The organism is Roseovarius halotolerans, from assembly GCF_900172255.1.
GTDB classification, from domain to species: Bacteria; Pseudomonadota; Alphaproteobacteria; order Rhodobacterales; family Rhodobacteraceae; genus Roseovarius; species Roseovarius halotolerans.
In genome coordinates, this window is sequence record NZ_FWFU01000004.1 from 312534 (window position 1) to 330179 (window position 17646).

18 protein-coding genes are annotated in these 17646 nt (G+C 64.0%); 7 read left to right on the forward strand and 11 right to left on the reverse strand.

Annotated features, from left to right (window positions below; translation table 11 throughout):
* The first annotated feature begins 71 nt into the window (after window positions 1–71).
* Window positions 72–560 (forward strand): peroxiredoxin, encoded by a 489-nt coding sequence (locus ROH8110_RS16275; RefSeq protein ID WP_085818805.1) that lies wholly within the window; start codon window positions 72–74, stop codon window positions 558–560.
* Between the two features lie 79 nt (window positions 561–639).
* Here the strand turns inward: ROH8110_RS16275 and ROH8110_RS16280 are convergent, their stop codons facing one another.
* From ROH8110_RS16280 to ROH8110_RS16295, 4 genes are read right to left on the reverse strand one after another with little or no spacing between them, the layout of a single operon-like run.
* Window positions 640–942 (reverse strand): 4a-hydroxytetrahydrobiopterin dehydratase, encoded by a 303-nt coding sequence (locus ROH8110_RS16280; RefSeq protein WP_085818806.1) that lies wholly within the window; start codon window positions 940–942, stop codon window positions 640–642.
* The gene (locus ROH8110_RS16285) at window positions 939–2126 is read right to left on the reverse strand and encodes a GNAT family N-acetyltransferase (RefSeq protein WP_085818807.1); all 1188 of its coding nucleotides are present in this window, start codon (window positions 2124–2126) and stop codon (window positions 939–941) included. Before ROH8110_RS16285 ends, ROH8110_RS16280 begins: the two co-directional genes overlap by 4 nt.
* Before the next feature lie 52 nt (window positions 2127–2178).
* Window positions 2179–2946, reverse strand: a complete 768-nt coding sequence (locus ROH8110_RS16290; protein ID WP_085818808.1) for a glycerophosphodiester phosphodiesterase family protein — start codon at window positions 2944–2946, stop codon at window positions 2179–2181.
* Window positions 2943–3404: a RidA family protein gene (locus ROH8110_RS16295; RefSeq protein WP_085818809.1), complete on the reverse strand. Its 462-nt coding sequence runs from the start codon at window positions 3402–3404 to the stop codon at window positions 2943–2945. Before ROH8110_RS16295 ends, ROH8110_RS16290 begins: the two co-directional genes overlap by 4 nt.
* 226 nt (window positions 3405–3630) lie before the next feature.
* On the opposite strand from ROH8110_RS16295, the gene ROH8110_RS16300 reads away from it, so the two are divergent.
* Window positions 3631–4404 carry an MlaA family lipoprotein gene (locus tag ROH8110_RS16300; RefSeq protein WP_245962882.1) on the forward strand — a complete coding sequence of 258 codons (774 nt, stop codon included), beginning with the start codon at window positions 3631–3633 and terminating at the stop codon, window positions 4402–4404.
* Entirely contained in the window at window positions 4394–4999 is a 606-nt protein-coding gene (locus tag ROH8110_RS16305) for an MlaC/ttg2D family ABC transporter substrate-binding protein (protein ID WP_085818810.1), read from the forward strand. Before ROH8110_RS16300 ends, ROH8110_RS16305 begins: the two co-directional genes overlap by 11 nt.
* A 143-nt stretch (window positions 5000–5142) precedes the next feature.
* On the opposite strand, the gene ROH8110_RS16310 is transcribed toward ROH8110_RS16305, so the two are convergent.
* The gene (locus ROH8110_RS16310; RefSeq protein ID WP_085818811.1) at window positions 5143–7305 is read right to left on the reverse strand and encodes a transglycosylase domain-containing protein; all 2163 of its coding nucleotides are present in this window, start codon (window positions 7303–7305) and stop codon (window positions 5143–5145) included.
* A gap of 254 nt (window positions 7306–7559) precedes the next feature.
* On the opposite strand from ROH8110_RS16310, the gene ROH8110_RS16315 reads away from it, so the two are divergent.
* Window positions 7560–7898: a P-II family nitrogen regulator gene (locus ROH8110_RS16315; protein WP_085818812.1), complete on the forward strand. Its 339-nt coding sequence runs from the start codon at window positions 7560–7562 to the stop codon at window positions 7896–7898.
* A gap of 20 nt (window positions 7899–7918) precedes the next feature.
* Window positions 7919–9247, forward strand: a complete 1329-nt coding sequence (locus ROH8110_RS16320) for an ammonium transporter AmtB (RefSeq protein WP_370738120.1) — start codon at window positions 7919–7921, stop codon at window positions 9245–9247.
* A 71-nt stretch (window positions 9248–9318) separates the two neighbouring features.
* Here ROH8110_RS16320 and ROH8110_RS16325 read toward each other — a convergent pair whose 3' ends face one another.
* Together ROH8110_RS16325 and ROH8110_RS16330 are read right to left on the reverse strand one after the other, a co-directional pair.
* A complete protein-coding gene (locus ROH8110_RS16325; protein ID WP_085818813.1) occupies window positions 9319–9696 on the reverse strand; it encodes a rhodanese-like domain-containing protein in 378 nt (125 codons plus the stop codon).
* Window positions 9697–9726: 30 nt separating this feature from the next.
* Window positions 9727–10626: an MBL fold metallo-hydrolase gene (locus ROH8110_RS16330; protein ID WP_121143718.1), complete on the reverse strand. Its 900-nt coding sequence runs from the start codon at window positions 10624–10626 to the stop codon at window positions 9727–9729.
* A 148-nt stretch (window positions 10627–10774) separates the two neighbouring features.
* Here ROH8110_RS16330 and mutL point away from each other — a divergent pair, with 148 nt between their 5' ends.
* A complete protein-coding gene (gene mutL, locus ROH8110_RS16335; protein WP_085818815.1) occupies window positions 10775–12643 on the forward strand; it encodes a DNA mismatch repair endonuclease MutL in 1869 nt (622 codons plus the stop codon).
* Complete coding sequence (locus ROH8110_RS16340) at window positions 12640–13809, forward strand: DNA recombination protein RmuC (RefSeq protein WP_085818816.1); 1170 nt, start codon at window positions 12640–12642, stop codon at window positions 13807–13809. Before mutL ends, ROH8110_RS16340 begins: the two co-directional genes overlap by 4 nt.
* 99 nt (window positions 13810–13908) lie before the next feature.
* On the opposite strand, the gene ROH8110_RS16345 is transcribed toward ROH8110_RS16340, so the two are convergent.
* The 4 genes from ROH8110_RS16345 to ilvD are packed head-to-tail and all read right to left on the reverse strand — an operon-like array spanning window position 13909 to window position 17549.
* Window positions 13909–14286, reverse strand: coding sequence for a hypothetical protein (locus tag ROH8110_RS16345; protein WP_085819061.1), 378 nt, complete (start codon window positions 14284–14286; stop codon window positions 13909–13911).
* A gap of 11 nt (window positions 14287–14297) precedes the next feature.
* The gene (locus ROH8110_RS16350) at window positions 14298–15071 is read right to left on the reverse strand and encodes a DUF6478 family protein (protein WP_085818817.1); all 774 of its coding nucleotides are present in this window, start codon (window positions 15069–15071) and stop codon (window positions 14298–14300) included.
* Window positions 15072–15130: 59 nt separating this feature from the next.
* Entirely contained in the window at window positions 15131–15745 is a 615-nt protein-coding gene (locus tag ROH8110_RS16355) for a hypothetical protein (RefSeq protein ID WP_245962881.1), read from the reverse strand.
* 46 nt (window positions 15746–15791) lie between these two features.
* Window positions 15792–17549 (reverse strand): dihydroxy-acid dehydratase, encoded by a 1758-nt coding sequence (gene ilvD / locus ROH8110_RS16360; protein ID WP_085818819.1) that lies wholly within the window; start codon window positions 17547–17549, stop codon window positions 15792–15794.
* Window positions 17550–17646 lie beyond the last annotated feature (97 nt).

Sequence of the window (17646 nt, forward strand, 5' to 3'; positions counted from 1 at the left end):
CATGGTCACGCCGCGGCACTGACCCTATATCTATCGCCATCGGAAACGCAATTGATAGACAGGGACCGACTATGACCATTTCCAAAGGCGACAAACTTCCCGACGCGACGCTTCTGCAACTCGGTGCGAACGGCCCCGAAGAGGTGTCGCTCGGCGAGCGCATCAAGGGCCGCAAGGTTGTCATCTTCGCCGTGCCGGGCGCCTATACGCCCACCTGCCATTCAGCACATGTGCCCAGTTTCCTGCGCACCAAGGACCAATTCGCCGACAAGGGCGTGGATGAAATCCTCTGCGTGTCGGTCAATGATCCCTTCGTTCTCGGAGCCTGGGCCAAGGATACCGGCGCTGATGAGGCGGGCATCACCATGTTGGGCGATCCCGAATCGAGCTTCACCAAGGCGATCGGCATGGATTTTACCGCCCCGCCCGCCGGTTTGGTGGCACGTTCCAAGCGTTACGCGATGCTGGTTGATGATGGAACCGTCACCGTGCTGCATCTCGAAGAAAGCCCCGGCACCTGCGAGGTTTCGGGCGGCGAGGCACTTCTGGCCGCAATGTAGCCAGAGCGGGCGATAAGACAGGAAGCGGCGGCCCCAGAGGCCGCCGTTTTCGTTTCTGCGCAACCGATTGGCGCGAGGCTCAGTCGTGAGCGGCCAGCACGTCCATCTTGCGCGCCAGTTTCACGTCAAGCGCGCTCAGCCCGTTCACGTCATGCGTGGTGAGGGTCACGTCGACGCGATTATAGACATTCGACCATTCGGGGTGATGGTTCCATTTCTCGGCCCAGATCGCCGCGCGGGTCATAAAACCGACCGCTTCGACAAAATCGGCAAATTTGTAAGTCTTGCGGATCGCATCGCGCGACTCGTCATGGCTCCAGCCTGCGTCCAAAAGTGGGTTGAGCGTGGTTTCGCGTCCGGTATCGCTGAGTTTCTCGGTCATTCGTGATCCTCCATCTGCGTTTTCCTGAACGGGCCGTAACCGGTCAGGATTTCAATGTCTTCCTCGACAGCGGCCCGCTCTGCCCGAAGATAATTCTCGACTGCCTCGCGAAACCCCGGATCAGCGATCCAGTGCAGCGAGTGGGTCGGCACGGGCAGGTAGCCACGCGCCAGCTTGTGTTCGCCCTGCGCACCGGCCTCGACGGTTTCAAGCCTGTTTGCGATCGCAAAATCCATCGCCTGATAATAACATAGCTCGAAATGCAGGCAGGGATGATGCTCGCGGCAACCCCAGTATCGGCCATATAACGTATCGCGCCCGATAAGGTTCATCGCACCCGCGACAGGCTCACCATTCCGCTCGGCCAACACCAAGAGGATATCATCTCGCAGATCGGCCTGCGCGATATCGAAAAAGGCCCGCGTGAGGTACGGCGTGCCCCATTTGCGCGCGCCGGTATCCTGGTAGAAATCCCACATGGCATCCCAATGGCGCGTCTCCACGGCCGCGCCCGTCACCATCGTGATATCGCCACCGAAGCCCTGCGCCGTCCGGCGTTCCTTGCGGATCATCTTGCGCTTGCGGGAACTGAGCGAGGCGAGGAAATCGTCAAAACTGCCATAGCCGCGATTGACCCAGTGATACTGCTGCGTGCGCCGCGCCATCAGCCCCATCGCCGCACCCGCCTCGACCTCGGTTTCTGTGCAAAATGTGACGTGAAGCGATGATATCCCGTTGTTATCCGCAAGCTGCACCGCGCCTTGCACCAAGGCCGCCTGCCCCGCTTCTTCGAATCCGGGGCGGGTCAGAAAGCGCCGCCCGGTCACCGGGGTGAATGGCACAGCGATCTGGAACTTCGGGTAATAGCGCCCGCCAGCCCGTTCGTAGGCATGCGCCCAGTTATGGTCAAAGATGTATTCACCCTGACTGTGGGATTTCAGGAAAAGCGGAGCGCATGCAATAGTCTGGCCGCCCATGATTGCCTGCAAGTAGTAGGGTTTCCATCCCGTTCCCGGACCGACCGAGCCGCTATCCTCGAGCGCCTTCAGAAACCGGTAGGTGGTAAAGGGATCGGCGGGGCGGCCGCCATCCGACGCCTCTGGACAGGCGCACGCGTCCCATTCCGTCGCGTCGATGCGCGACAGGCTCTCGTGAACGGTGATTTCCACTTCCTGCTCTGCCATGCCTGTCCGCATCCCGGCCTCAGGACTTAATCTGTGGCCACCCGTGAGCGGTTCAAGGCCGTATCTTGGGTAAATAGCCCTCGAAGGTGATGTTGTCGGCGATCCTGCGTGCCTGGGCCTCCTGATTGGCGGAACGCACCGTCCAGCACAGGATCGCGGCGCCTTGAGCCTGCAGTTCGGCGATGCGGGGTATATCCAGCGCCTTGACCTGATGGCTGACGAAACAGGCACCGACATCATCGTAATCGGGGATGTCGCGCAGGCGGTGGCGCACCTCGCGCTTCAGCATCATCCAGTCGATGCGCCGGTAGGAACAGGTGGTCAGGCCGCGCGGCACGTCGGGTGCAAGATCGCGTAGCAATGCCACCGAATGCGGGTTGAAGGACATCACGGCCAGCGGCCCGTCATAGCCTGAGAGCGCCGCCGCCACTGCGCCTTCCAGCCGCCCGTCGGTAGGACCCATTTGCCCGTGCTGGTCCTTGAGTTCGACCAGCAGCGGCACCTGCCCTGCCACGAGATCAAGCACCTCGGCAAAGCCCGGCACGCCCTCGGTTCCGCCCAGGAGCGCAATCTGTTCAAGGTCTTGCGCCGCGCGCTGACGGATCGCGCCTTTCTGCCCGGTCAGGCGGGCAAGGTCATAGTCGTGAAAGACCATCGCGCACCCGTCGGACGAAAGCTGAAGGTCGATCTCGATCCCATACCCCGCAGCGATCGCTGCACGGATCGAGGCGCGCGAGTTCTCGGGACGACCGTCTTTCACGTCGTGCAGGCCACGATGCGCCAGCGGAAGTCGGCAGAAATCCGGGTGAAGGCTGGTCATCCGATCTGGAAAACCCCATCGATTTCAACAGCTACGCCGAATGGAAGCGACGCGGCAGACACTGCGGCGCGCGCGTGTTTGCCGGTTTCGCCCAGGGCCTCGCCAAGGAAATCCGAGGCGCCGTTGATCACCTGGGGCTGCTCAGAGAAATCGGCGGTGGAATTGACGAAGCCAGTCAGTTTCACGACCCGTTTGAGACGGTCGAGATCGCCGCCGCAGGCGGCCTTGACCTGCGCAAGAAGGGCGATCGCGCAAACCTTCGCGGCCTCGGCGCCGGCAGGGGTGTCCATGTCGTCGCCCAGCTTGCCGGTGATCAGCCTGTCGCCATCCTTGGAAATCTGACCCGACACATAGAGCATGTCACCCACCTGCACGTAGGGCACGTAATTCGCCGCAGGTGCGGGCGCGTCAGGCAATGTCACGCCGAGATTCGCCAGCTTTTCCTCGAAATTTCCCATGATCCTATCCTCGCGCTTTCGGTTGTCGCGCGGACGCTAGCCCCTGTCGATACGGAAGTGAAACGAAAAATCCAGTCGCGAGGGGTGCGAAGGAATGTCACCAATCTGCCACAGAAAAAAGGACTCTCTCCCTCTCATTCTGGGCAGCAGACTGTGATAGGTTATGTAGGCATTCATAAGTTTACAAAGTCTGGTTTGATCGTTGCCCGCTGCCCGCATCACATCCTTGTCCCGCATTGCTCGTCTTGGCGCCGCCATTGCGCTTGGCGTGCTTGTCACCGCCTGCGCCAAACCTGGCCCCGACCATCCGCCGGGCGAGCCGTTCGACCCTTACGAGAACACCAACCGCAAGATCCACGAATTCAACCGGTCCGTGGATCGGGCGCTGATTCGCCCTGCTGGCAAAGGCTATAGCAACTTCCTGCCGGACGACATCGAGACACTGATCGGCCGGTTCGCCTTCAACCTGTCGCTGCCGGGGTCGATCGTGAACAACATATTGCAGGGCAATGGAAGAGGCGCGACCGAGGACACGTATCGGTTTGTCGTCAACAGCACTATGGGGCTGGGCGGGTTCTTCGATCCGGCCAGCGAAATCGGGATGCCCAAGCCCACCAAGGCCGATTTCGGCCAGACGCTTTATGCGTGGGGTGTGCGCGAGGGGGCCTATGTGGAGCTGCCGCTTCTGGGGCCGTCGACAGAGCGGGCGACGGTGGGCAAGGTGGTGGACCTGTTCACCAACCCGCTGACCTATGCGCTTGAATCACCACAGAATTATTACGGCACCATCGCCTCTGCCTCGTCGCGGCTGAGCGACAGGGGGCGGTATTCGGAAACGATCGATTCGATTCTCTACCAGAGCGCCGACAGCTATTCGCAGGCTCAATCACTTTATCTGCAGAATCGCCGGTTCAAACTGGGCAATCGCAGTGGCGACACCTATCTTGATCCCTATGACGATCCCTATGGCGAAAAAGGTGAGGACCCTTATGACCAGTAGTGTATCACGCCGTTATTTTATTGGGGTTTCAGCGGCTTTTGCGGGGGTGCTCGCGGGGCGGGGGCCGGCGTTTGCGCTGAGCGATCAGAGCGCGAGAACCTTGATCGACCGGGTGGTCAGCGACATCAACAAGGTGATCGCATCGGGCCGCTCGCAAAGCGCGATGATCAGCGATTTCGAGAAGATATTCGCGCGTTACGCGGATGTGAACATCATCGCGCAATCCACGCTTGGCGCCGATTCACGGCGCCTCAGCCCGGCGCAGATGCGGGCCTTCGTCGACGCGTTCCGCGGCTATATCGCGCGGAAATATGGAAAGAGATTCAATGAGTTCGTCGGCGGCAAGATCGAAGTCGAAGGCGTGCGCGAGGTCAAGTCCTGGCACGAGGTCGCATCGACGGTCTACCTGCGCGGCGAGTCACCGTTCCAGGTTCTGTTCCTTGTCTCGGACCGGTCGGGGAAGGATCTGTTTTTCGACATGGTGATCGAGGGCGTCAGCCTGCGGCTGAGCGAACGCACCGAGATCGGGTCCATGCTGGACCGCCGCAAAGGCAATGTCGACGCGCTGATCCAGGACCTTCGCAGCGCCGGGTGAACCGTACAAAACGTCCGTTTTGTACGCCGGTTTTGTACTGAAACCGGCCCTGCCCCGGTGAGTTCGGTACAGAACCCCAAGAACCGCCCGGTGAGCCCCTCGAGACTCCCCCGCGCGGGCCATTCCGAACCGGGCGGGGCGGTCTACTGACCGCCCCCGAAAATGCCGCGAAGGATGTCTTCAATCGGGTTCGTGGTCCCGCGCTGGCGACGCTGGGGCTGCGCGGGCTGAGGCGCGGGTTCGGGCGGCGGGGGCTTCAGCATCGGGAGCGGATGCGGATCGATACCCTCATGCACCCGCAACATGGTCTCGTGCCAGATCTCGGCGGGGAGGCCGCCGCCGGTGACGCCCGTGAGGGGCGTATTGTCATCATAGCCCATCCAGACCCCGGCGACGTAATCGGCGGTGAAGCCGAGGAACCAGGCATCGCGTGCCGCCTGGGTCGTGCCGGTCTTGCCCGCCGCCTGACGGTCGGGCAGTTTTGCGCGCCTGCCTGAGCCGTCCTCGACCACCTGATACATCATCCAGGTGAGCTGCCGCGCGGCATCTTCGCGGATCACACGCTCGCCGATGCCGCCGCCGGAGCCCATGAGCGGCTCGTCATCGCCAAGGAGCTTCAGTTCGACAAGGCCATAGGGCGTCACCGACGAGCCGCCATTGAGGATGCCCGCATAGGCGCCGGTCATTTCGATCAGGGTGCTTTCGGATGCGCCGAGCGCCAGCGCCGGACCATCGGCGAGATCGCTTTCGATGCCGAAATCGCTGGCGACCCGGCGCACGAGGTCGCGCCCGACGCTTTCCGAGATCTTGACCGCCGGAATGTTCAGCGAATCCTTGAGCGCCTGCGTCAGGGTCACGCGGCCATAGTGCTTGCGGGTGTAGTTTTCCGGGCACCAGCGGCCCGAACCGGGCACATCGAGACAGTAGGGTTCATCCACAACGGTCGAATTCGGGCCATGACCCAGTTCAAGCGCGGTGGCATAGACAAAGGGCTTGAAGGCCGACCCGGTCTGGCGCTTGGCCTGGGTGGCGCGGTTGAAGGCGCCCGATACCTTGGTCTTGCGCCCGCCGACCATTGCCCGCACAGCGCCATCGGCGGACATCACGACGATCGCCGCCTGCGCCTTGGAACCTTCACGCACCTTGTTTTCAAAGATGACTTTCAGCGCGTCCTCGGCGGCCTTTTGCAGGCGCTGATCCATCGTGGTCTTGATGATCACGTCCTCGGTGGTGTCGCGGGTAAAGAATTCCGGCCCCGACGCCATGACCCAATCGGCGAAATAGCCGCCTGCCTGGCGTTCGGCCGCCTCGCTGAGCTCGGCCGGGCGCGCGAGGGCTGTGGCGGCGTCCGAGGCTGATATATAGCCCTGATCGCGCATCAGCCGCACCACGACCGAGGCGCGGTTCTGCGAGCGTTCCAGATTCGCGGTGGGGGCCAGGGTGGATGGCGCGGTCAGAAGACCCGCCAGCATGGCCCCTTCGGAGATCGACAGTTGCGAGGCACCCTTGCCGAAATAACGCTGCGCGGCGGCCTCGGCACCATAGGCCCCACCGCCAAGGTAGGCGCGGTTGAGATAGACCGAGAGGATCTCATCCTTGGTATACTTGGCCTCCATCGCCAGCGCATAGACCGCTTCCTTGATCTTGCGCCAGAGCGAGGTCTGGCGGCAGTCGGCGATATAGGCCTTTTCGCTTTCCCATTGGGTTTTGTCATAGGCGACGCCCAGACAGAGGAGTTTGGCCGTCTGCTGGGTGATGGTCGAGCCGCCATGCCCCGAAAGCGGGCCGCGCCCTTCGCTCAGGTTGATGCGGATGGCGCTGAGCACGCCGATGGGATCGACGCCGGGATGCCAGTAGAATCGCTTGTCCTCGGTGGCGATGACGGCGTTTTTCAGGTTTTCGCTGACGGTTTCGGCACTGACAACACCGCCGAACTGGTCGCCGCGCCAGGCAAAGACATCGCCCGAACGGTCCAGAAGCGTGACCGATCCGCGCGCGCGCGCATCCTGAAGTTCGGCCAAGCCGGGCAAGGTGGCATAGGTATAGGCCACGGCAAGCCCGAGACAGATGAGGACGATGGCCATCACGCGCCAGCCGATTCCCCAGACCAGGCGGAACGCCCAGCCGAACAGCCCGAGCACCAGCGCCACCAGAGGGTTGCGACGGGTCGATTTGCGGCGAGCGGGTTTGCGGCTGGATTTGCGCGGGGATTTGCGGGAGCCACCGCCGGAGCCGGAGCCCTTTTGCGGCGCGCTATAGCGCTTGTCCGCCACCAGACGGGATTTGCTGCGACCTGAATTGCTCATGATTGCCCTGCCCGGCACCTGTTTGTTTTGGTCAGTCTATCCTGCGTCGCGGCAAAAGTAGACCCCCGCTGAGTCGCCGAAGCGGCTTTACGTTGTGCATATTTTATGTGCGTATCGCAAAATCTGCCCATTTTTTAATCATTCAATCCCCGGAATCGGGATCGCCCTGCATCATCCACCTTCCGCGGAGGCGATACAGCGCCTTTGCTGCAGGTGCAAACCGCACAGGGTGACAGAAACCGAAAGGGACATCAGTGAAACTCATCATTGCGACAATCAAACCGTTCAAGCTGGAGGAGGTCCGCGAGGCGCTGACCGAAATCGGCGTGCGCGGGATGATGGTGACGGAGATCAAGGGCTTCGGCTCTCAATCGGGGCACACGGAAATCTATCGCGGCGCGGAATATGCCGTGAACTTCGTGCCCAAGGTCAAACTGGAAATCGCGGTGTCGGCGTCAATGGTCGACCAGGTGATCGAGGCGATCACCAAGACCGCACGCACCGGCAAGATCGGTGACGGCAAGATTTTCGTTCTCGACATCCAACAGGCCGTGCGCGTGCGCACCGGCGAAACCAACGAAGACGCGCTTTGAGACGCGTGGGGGAAAGGACTATGGACATGAATCGCATTACCAAGACCGGCCTGGCCGCAGCGGCACTGACCGCGCTGCCGTCGCTGGCACTTGCGCAGGACGCCGCGGCGCCGGGCTTCGACGAGATCGGCCCGTATATCATGACGACCCTGCTGTTCTGCATGGCGGGTTTCCTCGTTTTCTTCATGGCGGCGGGTTTCGCGATGCTGGAAGGCGGGCTGGTGCGCTCGAAGAACGTCACCATGCAGATGACCAAGAACATCGCGCTCTATTCCATCGCGGCCATCATGTATTGGTTCATGGGGTTCAACCTGATGTATCCGGGCGAATTCAACGGCTATGTCGGCACGTTCTTCTCGCCGACGGTGCTGGACCCGGTGGGTGTGGCGGCGGCGGATGCGGCGCTGGATTATGCCTCGGTCGGGTCGGATTTCTTCTTCCAGCTGGTGTTCGTCGCCGCGACTGCGTCGATCGTGTCGGGCGCGCTCGCCGAGCGGATCAAGCTGTGGCCGTTCCTGGTGTTCGTGGTGCTGCTGACCGGCGTCATGTACCCGATCTCGGGTTCCTGGCAGTGGGGCGGCGGCTGGCTGTCTGAAGCCGGGTTCTCGGATTTCGCGGGTTCGACCGTGGTGCACTCGGTCGGTGGCTGGGCTGCCTTGGCGGGGGCCATCGTGCTGGGGCCGCGTCTTGGCAAATACGACAAGGAAGGCAAGGTCCACCCGATGCCCGGTTCCAACCTGGCGCTGGCAACATTGGGCACGTTCATCCTGTGGCTGGGCTGGTTCGGCTTCAACGGCGGGTCGCAGCTGGCGATGGGCACCGTGGGCGACGTTTCGGACGTGTCGCGCATCTTTGCCAACACCAACATGGCCGCCGCGGCCGGTGCGGTGACCGCGCTGATCCTGACGCAGGTGATGTACAAGAAGCCTGACCTTACGATGGTGCTGAACGGCGCGCTGGCCGGTCTGGTCTCGATCACTGCCGAGCCGCTGGCGCCGAGCCTGTTCGGGTCGCTTTGGATCGGTGCCGTGGGTGGCGTGATCGTGGTCTTCACGGTGCCGCTTCTGGACAAGCTGAAGATCGACGACGTGGTCGGCGCTATCCCGGTGCACCTGTTCGCGGGGATCTGGGGCACGATTGCGGTGGTGTTCTACAATGGCGACGCAAGCCTTGGCACGCAGCTTCTGGGGATCGCGGCCTACGGCGTGTTCACCTTCGTCGGCAGCCTGGTGGTGTGGTTCATCCTCAAGGCGGTCATGGGCATCCGTGTCGACGAAGAGGCCGAGATCAACGGCCTGGACATCGCGGAAATGGGGATGGAAGCCTATCCCGAATTCTCCAAGGGCTGATCCCGCCTGAACGGGACAAGCCAGAGAAAAATGGCCCGGGCGTTCGCGCCCGGGCCTTTTTCATGTGCCGGTCAGCTGTTGACCTGCTGCGGCGCGCCGGTGGCGAGGTTGGTGCCGATATAGGGCTTCCGGGCCTGTTTCCACGCCGCGAAACCGCCCTCCATATGGGCGATCCGGTCGATCCCGGCCTCGATGGCGGCGCGCGACACCTTTTCCGAGCGCACGCCCGAGCCGCAATGGAAGATGATCTGCTTGTCCTTCTGTCCCGGAAGCTTGTGCGCGTTGAAGAACGGCATCGGCAGGAGCAGCGCGCCCTCGACATGCTCGAACATGTATTCCTGGGGTGTGCGCACGTCGATCAGCACGATCTCGTCACGCGCCCATGCCTCGGCCACCTCTTCGACGGTCCATGTCTGGAATTCGGCAGAGCCGATCTTTTCGGTTTTCATCGCGTTTCCTTTCAGTCCTTGTCCGGCGGTTCAGAACCGGTTGGCGGGAATCTTGAAATAGCTGTTCCCATCGCTCTCGGCATCGGGCAGGCGCCCGCCGCGCAGGTTGAACTGCAACGCATAGAGGATGCGGGCGGGCATTCCGAGCGTGGCATCGCGGTCATCGCGGGTCTTCATGAAGGCCTCGCGGCTGACGCCGCCGCCCACATGCGGGTTGTTGGCCCGGTGATCGGCGGCGGTGGCCTCCCATGCGGGCTCTTGCCGCTCACCCACGGGCGGATAATCATGGCCGATGAAGAGGCGCGTGCGGTCGGGCAGCGCGAGGATCGCCTGAAGGCTGTCGTAAAGCTCGCTGGAGGAGCCGCCGGGGAAATCGGCGCGCGAGGTGCCGACATCGACATGCATGAAGGTGTCATGCACGAAGGCCGCGTCATCCCCCACGACATAGGTGATCGAGCCGAGGGTATGGCCCGAAGAGAGCATCACCCGCACATCGAGATCACCGAGCTTGAAGCTGTCGCCATCCCTGAACAGGCGGTCGAAATCGCGGTCGGGATCGAAGGCGCCGGGTGTATTGTAAAGCCGCTCCCAAAGCTTGGCGATGTCGCGCACGCGCGAGCCGATGGCGGTGGGCGCACCCAGTTGCTCCTTGAGCCATGCCGAGGCCATGAGGTGATCGGCGTGGGGGTGGGTATCGAGAATCCACTCGACGGTCAGTCCCTCGTCGCGCACGAAATCGACGATCTCCTGCGCGCTGTCGGTCGTGGTGCGCGCCGAGGCCGGGTCGAAATCGAGCACCACGTCGATCAGAGCCGCCTTGCGGGTGGATTCGTCAACGACGACATACTGGATCGAGCCGGTGGCCGGGTCGTGAAACCCCGTCACGGTCGGCGAGTGCGGCCCCTGCGAGGCGCTGGTTCGGCTGAACATTGCATTTCCCTTCTGTCGTTGCGTTAGCATTCACATAATTGAATGCGATGCCATGCCAAGCCATGACAGTCAAATTTTTGCCACTGGCGGGCTCCTGCGCCAACAGGGTTCTGGCAGAATCGGAGCTACACATGCTAGGTATTGCGGCATGAACACGCCCCGCCCCAATATAAGCCAATCCGCGCCCGTCATCCGCCAGCTTGACGATGCCGCGATCAATCGCATCGCCGCCGGCGAGGTGGTGGAGCGCCCTGCCTCGGCGGTCAAGGAACTGGTGGAAAACGCGCTGGATGCGGGGGCGCGGCGGATCACGGTCGATTACGCGGATGGCGGCAAGACGCTGATCCGGGTCACCGATGACGGCTGCGGAATCGCGCCCGATGACCTGCCGCTGGCGCTGTCGCGCCATGCCACGTCGAAGATCGACGGATCGGACCTGCTCAATATCCACAGTTTCGGCTTTCGCGGCGAGGCCTTGCCCAGCCTTGGGGCGGTGGGGCGGCTGAGCATCGCATCGCGCGTCGCGGGCGGCGAGGCCGGTGAAATCACGGTGAGCGGCGGGCAGATGGGCAAGGTGAGGCCCGCGGCGCTGAATGGCGGCACCATCGTCACGCTGCGCGACCTGTTTCATGCCACGCCTGCGCGGCTGAAATTCATGCGCACGGACAGGGCCGAGGCGCAGGCGATAAGCGACGTGCTCAAGCGGCTGGCGATGGCGGAGCCATATGTGGGCTTTACCCTGCGCGACATATCGGGTGGCGGCGAGGGGCGCGTGACATTTCGCGCCGACGCGGAGTCGGGCGATATGTTCGACGCGCTGCACGGGCGGCTGGCGCGCATCCTGGGCAGTGACTTCGCGGATAACGCGCTCAGGATCGACGCGACGCGCGAGGGGCTGCACATGACGGGTTATGCCGCGCTGCCGACCTATTCGCGCGGCTCGGCGGTAGCGCAATACCTGTTCGTGAATGGCCGCCCGGTGCGCGACCGGATGATGATCGGCGCGCTGCGTGCGGCCTATATGGATGTGCTGAGCCGTGACCGGCACCCGGCGGCGGCGCTGTTCATCGATTGCGATCCGGTGCTGGTGGATGTGAATGTGCATCCGGCGAAATCCGAAGTGCGGTTCCGCGATCCGGGGCTGGCGCGCGGACTGATCGTGTCGGGGCTGCGCCATGCGCTGGCCGAGGCCGGACACCGGGCGTCATCGACCGTGGGGCACGCAACGCTGGGCGCGATGCGCCCCGAACAGGATAGCAGCGACGGCAGCGATGGCGCGGCGCGGGTTTACCAGATGGATCGCCCGTCAGGCGCGGCGCGGGCGATGACCTATCGTGCACAGGCGCCCGGTTTCGCCGAGATGGCGCAGGAATACAGCGCACGGGTCGAGCCGGTGGTCGAAGACGCGCCGCAGGCCGAGGAGACCCCGGCGCAGGACCTGCCGCTCGGCGCGGCGCGCGCGCATCTGCATGAGAATTACATCCTGGCGCAGACCGCCGACGGCATGGTGATCGTCGATGCCCATGCGGCGCATGAGCGGCTGGTTTACGAGAAGCTTAAACGCCAGATGGCGGAAAACGGCGTTGCGGCGCAGGCGCTGCTGATCCCCGAGATCGTCGAGGTGGCCGAAGGCGACGCCGCGCGTCTGCTGGAACTGGCGGATGAACTGGCGCAGCTGGGCCTGGTGATCGAGCCGTTCGGCGGCGGCGCGGTGGCGGTGCGCGAGACCCCGGCGATCCTTGGCCAGTGCGATGCGCGGGCGATGGTTCTGGATATCCTGGACGAGCTGGCCGACCAGGGCGACAGCATGACCATACGCGCCCGTATAGAAGCGATCCTGAGCCGTGTCGCCTGTCATGGTTCGGTGCGCACGGGGCGGCGGCTTCAGGCCGACGAGATGAACGCACTGTTGCGCGAGATGGAAGCGACCCCCCATTCGGGCCAGTGCAATCACGGGCGGCCCACCTATGTGGAACTCAAGCTGGCCGATATCGAACGGCTGTTCGGACGCACATGATCCAGATCGGCGACCATATCTATTCCCTTGGCGATCCGCTGGTGATCGCCGCGCTGGCCGGCGCGGGGTTCCTGCTGCTGGTGCTGGTCCTGCTGGTGATGACGGTGCGGGCCTCGGCGCGCTCGGTGCGTCTGGCGGCGCCGCTCGCGCAGCAGGTCACCCAGCTGGGCCAGAGCGTGCAAAGCCTGAGCGACGGGCAGCATCAGCTGGCTGGCGGGCTGAACCACGTTTCCGAGGCACAGGCGGCGGCGCAGTCCAACATGCTGCAACTGATGGAGAAACGGCTGGCGCAGGTGTCGGGACAGATGAGCGAGAACCTGCACGGTTCGGCCCGGCGCACGGCGCAGTCGCTGGGCGATCTGCAGCAAAGGCTGGCGGCGATCGACAAGGCGCAGGAGAATATCACCAAGCTGTCTGGCGATGTGCTGTCGTTGCAGGATATCCTGAGCAACAAGCAGACGCGCGGCGCGTTCGGGGAAATCCAGCTCAACGATATCGTGTCCAAGGCGCTGCCCTCGGACAGCTATACGATGCAGGCGACGCTGTCGAACGGGCGGCGGGCCGATTGCCTGATCCACCTGCCCAACCCGCCGGGACCGATCGCGATCGACAGCAAGTTCCCGCTCGAGGCCTACGAGGCGCTGCGCCGTGCGGCGACCGACTGGGAGCTGAACGAGGCGGCGAAGTTTCTGCGCACATCCGTGCGCAAGCATATCAAGGACATTTCAGAGAAATACATCCTCGATGGCGAGACCGCCGATGGCGCGCTGATGTTCCTGCCCTCGGAGGCGGTCTATGCCGAGCTGCACGCCAATTTCCCCGAACTGGTGCGCGACGGGTTCGCGGCGCGGGTCTGGATCGTGTCGCCGACCACCTGCATGGCTACGCTCAATACGATGCGTGCGATCCTCAAGGATGCGAGGATGCGCGAACAGGCGGGGGCGATCCGGCGCGAACTGGGGCTGCTGTTCGGGGATGTGGAGCGGCTGGGGACGCGGGTCGAGAACCTGGACAGGCATTTCAGCCAGGCGGCCAAGGATATCAGCGACATCAAGATTTCCGCGGACAAGGCCGGACGGCGCGCGCGGCGGCTGGATAATTTCGACTTCGAGGAGCTGGCGCCCGAGAGCGAGCCGACCATCGTGAAGCTGGGCAAGGACGGCTGACGCGGATCTTCTGACGGGCCTTGCATTTCGCGGCGAGGCCGGGGGGCCAGCCCCCCGGACCCCCCGAGGTATTTGAGGCCAGATGAAGGGCCGGGCGGGTTACATCGTTTCCAGGCAATGGCGGCGGAAGGCGCGTTTGAGCATGTCGAGCTCTTCGCGCAGGAGCGTGACTTCGGCGCGGATGTCGTAGCTGAGCGCATCGCCCGAAAGCAGGGCGAAGCTGTTGAGCGTGTCGCCTGTCTTGCGGTCGCGGATCAGGAAGGTCTGCACCCCGTCGGCGATGAGGTCGGCCGGGATCGGCACCCGCAGCACCCACATGGAATGGTCGGGATGTTCGGTCACTTCGATCCCGGAGAGCTGTTGGTTGAGGTGGGTCACTTCGATGTCCGGCTGATAATTGCCTTCGCCCTCGCGGGTCAGAACGCCTTCCCATACGCCTTCGTATAGTCGCGTCTTGGTCAATGTCAGATTGGTCATTCGGGGCTCCGTCACAGCTCGGCGCGGGGGTGGCGGCAAAGGGTCAGGTCGCGCAGCGTGACCTGGCTCATTTGCGGATTGTCGAAGATCAGGTCGATCCAGGCGCGCTCGACCCGTTTCTCGTTGATATTGGAATAGGCGAGGTCGAATTCGACGGCAATGTTTTCCTCGTGAAGGGGCAGTTCGCGCACCAGCTGTTCGGTATTGGGGCCGTGCATGATGTTGAGGCGCACGAAGATTTCCAGCGGCTTTTCCAGTTCGAGAATCGTGTCGACGCGGATCAGGTGGCGCCGTTGCAGGCCCTGCACCGCGGCGTCGGGCAGCGAGAGCACCAGCGAGAGGAAGGAGCCGTCGAAATTGAACACGTCCATGGAGAGGCCGAAGGGTGCGAGATCAGCCTCGCGCAGGTTGCGGATCTGGCGCAGGGTCAGTTCCGAGTGCTGGCAGTCGTGGAACAGGGTCACCTCGTCGCCGAGCTGTGACTTGCTCTGGACGGTGGAGCGGCCCGGCACCGGGAGGGACGTGCTCCAGAGGGAAGGGCGCCAGGCCCAGTCGGTGCCATGCGGTTTGGGAAAGGCATGCGAGCCGATCATCGGCAGGGCCAGCCGGTTGTCGGCGGTCGAGATCACCTCGTTGAGGGAATGGCGCAGGTTGCGGGCGCGGGCCCGCTGCGCGCGCAGGAGCGACAGATGGGCGCGCGATGCCTCGCGTGCGGCCTTGCGCCAGTAGCGCAGGGCGCGCCGATACAGGAACCAGTCCAGGAAGGAACTGCGCATTTCAATCATGTGGGATTCGCTTTACCTCAAACCGTTCCGATACTGACCTGTCCGTGCCTGTCATAGCATTAACCCGGAAACAGAAACAATCCATAGGCTTGCGACGCGGCGGCGCGGGATACGCTGTCGGCGGCGGGGTCCGGGCTGGCGCGATAGAGCGCATCGGCGAGGGCCGAGATGAGGTCGAACCCCTCGTCGCCGGCGAGCGGGCTGCCAGCGGGCGCATAGACGGCGAGCCCGATCAGGTGACCGTTGATCACCATGCCGGCGCGCCAGTGTCCCGGATCGCCCCCCGGCAGGATGTCGCCGCCGCCGCTGGCGAAATGCACGAAGGAGGCGCGCGGCCTGTCGATCTGGCGCAGGGGCTGGGCGGGCGCAAGCGAGGCGGCGATCTCGGCGGCGAGGGGGCGCGCGGGCGGCGCGGCGCCCCGGCGCGGCAGAACCGATACGGAGATGAGCGCGGGCAGAACCGCGATCCCGCTCTTGCCCGTGAGGCTTTCGCAGCTGGCCATCGGCACCACCGCCCCGGAGGCGCGGCGGCGCAGATTGGACGCGTCCACGCAGTAGCCGCGCGGCGCGGCCACCACCACCTCGCCGTCATAAAGCGAGAGCTGGCGCAGGGGCGCGCCATTGTCGGGCCCCCCGGAGGCGGTGCCGATACATCCGGCAAGCAGCACACACATACACAAGAGCGCGGCCCGGCGCGGCAGGCGCCGGACCCCTGCCCTGTCAGAGATCCATGTAGACATGGCGCTCGGCCTTGCCACCGGGATGGGTGACAGCGCCCTTGTAGGTTTCGCCGACAAGCTGCGCGTATTTCCAGAGCGCCCCGCTGGCATAGATCGTTTCGCGCGGCCCGGCCCAGTCGGCCTTGCGCGCGGCCAGTTCCTCGTCGGTGAGGTCGACGCTCAGCACGCCATCGACCGCGTCGATGGTGATCACGTCGCCGGTCCTGATCATGGCGATGGGACCGCCATGTGCCGCCTCGGGGCCGACATGGCCGACGCAGAAGCCGCGCGTCGCGCCGGAGAAGCGGCCATCGGTGATGAGCGCGACCTTCTTGCCCATCCCCTGCCCCGAAAGCGCGGCGGTGGTGGCGAGCATTTCACGCATGCCGGGGCCGCCTGCGGGGCCTTCGTTGCGGATGACGATGACCTCGCCTTCGTTGTATTCACGCGCCTTGACGGCGTCGAAGGCGTCTTCCTCGCATTCAAAGACGCGCGCGGGGCCGGTGAAGCGCTGGTGTTCCTCGGCGATGCCAGCGACCTTGACGATGGCGCCTGCCGGGGCAAGGTTGCCCTTGAGTCCGACCACGCCGCCGGTCTTGGTGATCGGCGTCTCGATGGGGAAGATCACCTTGCCGTCGGCCTCGCGTTCGATCAGGTCCAGTTCCTCGCCGATGGAGCGGCCGGTGGCGGTCATGCAATCCTCGTGGATCAGGCCGGCCTTGCGCAGCTCCTTCATCACCACGGGAATGCCGCCCGCGTCGTAGAGATCCTTGGCGACATAGGTGCCGCCCGGTTTCAGATCGACGAAATAGGGGGTGTCGCGGAAGATGTCGCAGACATCCTCGAGATAGAACTCGATCCCCGCCTCGTGGGCGATGGCGGGCAGATGCAGACCGGCATTGGTGGAGCCGCCGGTGCAGGCCACGACGCGCGCGGCGTTCTCGAGGCTCTGGCGGGTCACCACGTCACGGGCACGGATGTTCTTTTCCAGCAGGTCCATCACCGCGCGGCCCGAGGCCTCGGCATATTGGTCGCGCGATTCATAGGGTGCGGGCATGCCCGAACTGTTCATCAGCGCAAGGCCGATCGCCTCGGAGACGCAGGCCATGGTATTGGCGGTGAACTGGCCGCCGCAGGCGCCCGCGGAAGGGCAAGCCACACGTTCGAGCGCATCGAGCGCCTTGTCGGACATCTGCTTGTTCTGGTGCCAGCCGACCGCCTCGAACATGTCCTGAACGGTCAGGTCACGGGTGCGGAATTCTTCGGGAATCTCGTCGATCTGGGGTGCCTTGCCGGGCAGGATCGAGCCGCCATAGATGAACACGGAGGGCACGTTGAGCCGCACCATCGCCATCATCATCCCCGGCAGCGACTTGTCGCAGCCCGCAAGCCCGACCAGCGCGTCATAGCAATGGCCGCGCATGGTGAGTTCGACGGTGTCGGCGATCGCCTCGCGGCTGGCCAGCGAAGAGCGCATCCCCTCGTGGCCCATGGCGATGCCGTCGGTCACGGTGATGGTGGTGAATTCGCGCGGGGTGCCGTGGGCTTCCTTGACGCCGCCCTTGACGGCCTGGGCCTGACGGCTGAGCGAAATGTTGCAGGGCGCGGCCTCGTTCCAGCAGGTCGCCACGCCGACCAGCGGCTGGTGGATTTCCTGCTCGGTCATCCCCATCGCGTAGTAATAGGAGCGATGCGGTGCGCGCGCCGGACCTTCGGTCACATAGCGGCTGGGCAGTTTGGATTTGTCGAACTTGGTCATGTGGGCCTCCCCGTGATCGTCAGGATCGGGTTTAAGTGACCGCGCCGCGAGGAACAAGGGCCAGTTGGCCGCGGGCGAGCGGGACGCGGGCCGGGGT

What these genes read in the sequence shown, in the direction of transcription:
- ROH8110_RS16340 (WP_085818816.1), top strand. Translation starts at nt 12,640, where the DNA reads ATGATCCAGATCGGCGACCATATCTATTCCCTTGGCGATCCGCTGGTG.
- ROH8110_RS16305 (WP_085818810.1), top strand. Translation starts at nt 4,394, where the DNA reads ATGACCAGTAGTGTATCACGCCGTTATTTTATTGGGGTTTCAGCGGCT.
- ROH8110_RS16320 (WP_370738120.1), top strand. Translation starts at nt 7,919, where the DNA reads ATGGACATGAATCGCATTACCAAGACCGGCCTGGCCGCAGCGGCACTG.
- ROH8110_RS16280 (WP_085818806.1), bottom strand. Translation starts at nt 942, where the DNA reads ATGACCGAGAAACTCAGCGATACCGGACGCGAAACCACGCTCAACCCA.
- ROH8110_RS16330 (WP_121143718.1), bottom strand. Translation starts at nt 10,626, where the DNA reads ATGTTCAGCCGAACCAGCGCCTCGCAGGGGCCGCACTCGCCGACCGTG.
- ROH8110_RS16355 (WP_245962881.1), bottom strand. Translation starts at nt 15,745, where the DNA reads ATGTGTGTGCTGCTTGCCGGATGTATCGGCACCGCCTCCGGGGGGCCC.
- ROH8110_RS16275 (WP_085818805.1), top strand. Translation starts at nt 72, where the DNA reads ATGACCATTTCCAAAGGCGACAAACTTCCCGACGCGACGCTTCTGCAA.
- ilvD (WP_085818819.1), bottom strand. Translation starts at nt 17,549, where the DNA reads ATGACCAAGTTCGACAAATCCAAACTGCCCAGCCGCTATGTGACCGAA.
- ROH8110_RS16345 (WP_085819061.1), bottom strand. Translation starts at nt 14,286, where the DNA reads ATGACCAATCTGACATTGACCAAGACGCGACTATACGAAGGCGTATGG.
- mutL (WP_085818815.1), top strand. Translation starts at nt 10,775, where the DNA reads ATGAACACGCCCCGCCCCAATATAAGCCAATCCGCGCCCGTCATCCGC.
- ROH8110_RS16290 (WP_085818808.1), bottom strand. Translation starts at nt 2,946, where the DNA reads ATGACCAGCCTTCACCCGGATTTCTGCCGACTTCCGCTGGCGCATCGT.
- ROH8110_RS16295 (WP_085818809.1), bottom strand. Translation starts at nt 3,404, where the DNA reads ATGGGAAATTTCGAGGAAAAGCTGGCGAATCTCGGCGTGACATTGCCT.
- ROH8110_RS16350 (WP_085818817.1), bottom strand. Translation starts at nt 15,071, where the DNA reads ATGATTGAAATGCGCAGTTCCTTCCTGGACTGGTTCCTGTATCGGCGC.
- ROH8110_RS16325 (WP_085818813.1), bottom strand. Translation starts at nt 9,696, where the DNA reads ATGAAAACCGAAAAGATCGGCTCTGCCGAATTCCAGACATGGACCGTC.
- ROH8110_RS16310 (WP_085818811.1), bottom strand. Translation starts at nt 7,305, where the DNA reads ATGAGCAATTCAGGTCGCAGCAAATCCCGTCTGGTGGCGGACAAGCGC.
- ROH8110_RS16285 (WP_085818807.1), bottom strand. Translation starts at nt 2,126, where the DNA reads ATGGCAGAGCAGGAAGTGGAAATCACCGTTCACGAGAGCCTGTCGCGC.